This is a genomic window from Rhodoplanes tepidamans (assembly GCF_030813915.1).
In the GTDB taxonomy this organism is placed as follows: Bacteria; Pseudomonadota; Alphaproteobacteria; order Rhizobiales; family Xanthobacteraceae; genus Rhodoplanes; species Rhodoplanes tepidamans.
Genome location: NZ_JAUSUJ010000052.1, coordinates 1 through 2500 on the forward strand (window position 1 = coordinate 1; position 2500 = coordinate 2500).

The 2500-nt window shown below is 60.1% G+C and carries 2 tRNA genes and 2 rRNA genes (1 of these 4 cut by a window edge); all 4 read left to right on the plus strand.

Features of this window, described 5'->3' with window-relative positions:
* A 16S ribosomal RNA gene (locus J2S22_RS30745) occupies positions 1-891 on the plus strand; the annotation flags it as partial.
* Positions 892-1114: 223 nt separating this feature from the next.
* A tRNA-Ile gene (locus tag J2S22_RS30750) sits at positions 1115-1191 on the plus strand.
* A 101-nt stretch (positions 1192-1292) separates the two neighbouring features.
* Positions 1293-1368 (plus strand) — tRNA-Ala (locus tag J2S22_RS30755).
* Between the two features lie 410 nt (positions 1369-1778).
* Positions 1779-2500: ribosomal RNA gene (locus tag J2S22_RS30760) — 23S ribosomal RNA — on the plus strand (it continues 2091 nt past the right edge of the window).

Below are 2500 nucleotides of genomic sequence, written 5' to 3' on the forward strand. Positions count from 1 at the left end.
GAGTCCGGGAGAGGTGAGTGGAACTGCGAGTGTAGAGGTGAAATTCGTAGATATTCGCAAGAACACCAGTGGCGAAGGCGGCTCACTGGCCCGGTACTGACGCTGAGGTGCGAAAGCGTGGGGAGCAAACAGGATTAGATACCCTGGTAGTCCACGCCGTAAACGATGGATGCTAGCCGTTGGGCAGCTTGCTGCTCAGTGGCGCAGCTAACGCCTTAAGCATCCCGCCTGGGGAGTACGGTCGCAAGATTAAAACTCAAAGGAATTGACGGGGGCCCGCACAAGCGGTGGAGCATGTGGTTCAATTCGAAGCAACGCGCAGAACCTTACCAGCTCTTGACATGCCACGACGGTTTCCGGAGACGGACTCCTCCCCGCAAGGGGCGTGGACACAGGTGCTGCATGGCTGTCGTCAGCTCGTGTCGTGAGATGTTGGGTTAAGTCCCGCAACGAGCGCAACCCTCGCCCTTAGTTGCCATCATTCAGTTGGGCACTCTAAGGGGACTGCCGGTGATAAGCCGCGAGGAAGGTGGGGATGACGTCAAGTCCTCATGGCCCTTACGGGCTGGGCTACACACGTGCTACAATGGCGGTGACAGTGGGACGCGAAGGGGTGACCCTTAGCAAATCTCAAAAAGCCGTCTCAGTTCGGATTGGGGTCTGCAACTCGACCCCATGAAGTCGGAATCGCTAGTAATCGCAGATCAGCACGCTGCGGTGAATACGTTCCCGGGCCTTGTACACACCGCCCGTCACACCATGGGAGTTGGCTTTACCTGAAGGCGCTGCGCTAACCCGCGAGGGAGGCAGGCGACCACGGTAGGGTCAGCGACTGGGGTGAAGTCGTAACAAGGTAGCCGTAGGGGAACCTGCGGCTGGATCACCTCCTTTCTAAGGATGATCCCTCAGGGATGCCTCACGCATCTCTATCGGATCTCTTAGGAACATCAGGGACGAACGGTTTTCGGACCGTCGATCCCATTGCGGGACGCCGCCGTCTCCGTTTCTCTTTCTTCATGGACGAGCTGGAGCCGAGACCTCGCGCCCCGTCGGGCGGCTGGTCACGGCATGTCGAGGCTCGACGGCCCGCGAGGGCCGGCGGACTCGACCGGGCGGGCTTGTAGCTCAGCTGGTTAGAGCGCGCGCTTGATAAGCGTGAGGTCGGAAGTTCAAATCTTCCCAGGCCCACCAGATTCAAAGTGGCGAATAGCGAGTGGCGAATGGTATTTCGCCGCGCAGCCGAGCTGCCGATGACCCTATTCGCTGCTCCCGATTCGCTATTCGCTCTGTTCGGGGCCATAGCTCAGCTGGGAGAGCGCCTGCTTTGCAAGCAGGAGGTCGTCGGTTCGATCCCGTCTGGCTCCACCAGGCACCGGTGCTCGGCACTCGATGCGACCCGCGCGGCGCAGCGCTTGCGACGCCGGGGTGTGGCGCCACTCGTCCAGAAGAACAAAACAATCCGCGTCGTGGCCTCGGGCCCGGCGCGTGGTGTCTGACATCGTGAAGAGGAGATCGCTCCGAGTTCATTCGGGCGACGCCGCAAGGCGCCGCGCGGACGAACGCGTACTCCAGCATCGACCTTCGTGCGGGCCTTCGGGCGCGGACGGACGCCGGTGTTTGTCGGCCTCGCTTGACCGCAGGGCCGTCGGACCGATCTCGAAGCAAGCTGGTCTTTCTTAGATCGATGATCGTTCCGTGCGTCGTGCCCTGCGGGGTGCGGCGGACGGCGGCGCGCCGAGTGCCGATGCGAGAGCATGACGGGCATCGATAATGAGAGCGATCAAGTGCCTTAAGGGCATTCGGTGGATGCCTTGGCGCTGAGAGGCGATGAAGGACGTGCTACGCTGCGATAAGCCGTGGGGAGCTGCGAGGAAGCTTTGATCCGCGGATTTCCGAATGGGGAAACCCACCTTCGATGCCAGTAATCACAGCTCGGCACCGTGTCGAAAGACGCGGCTGCCGAGTTGCGGCTACTGGCATCAAAAGAAGGTATGAGCCCCTGAATAAAATAGGGGGTTTCAAGCGAACCCGGGGAACTGAAACATCTCAGTACCCGGAGGAAAGGACATCAACAGAGACTCCGCTAGTAGTGGCGAGCGAACGCGGACCAGGCCAGTGGCGAATGGAAGACAACCGGAACCTGTCAGGAAAGCAGGACCTCAGAGGGTGACAGTCCCGTACGGGTAATGCGACCATTCGTCCTCGAGTAAGGCGGGACACGTGCAATCCTGTCTGAACATGGGGGGACCACCCTCCAAGCCTAAGTACTCCTCAGCGACCGATAGCGAACCAGTACCGTGAGGGAAAGGTGAAAAGCACCCCGACGAGGGGAGTGAAATAGACCTGAAACCGGATGCCTACAAACAGTCGGAGCCCGCAAGGGTGACGGCGTACCTTTTGTATAATGGGCCAGCGACTTAGTCTGACGAGCGAGCTTAAGCCGATAGGCGGAGGCGCAGCGAAAGCGAGTCTGAACAGGGCGTTCAGTTCGTCGGATTAG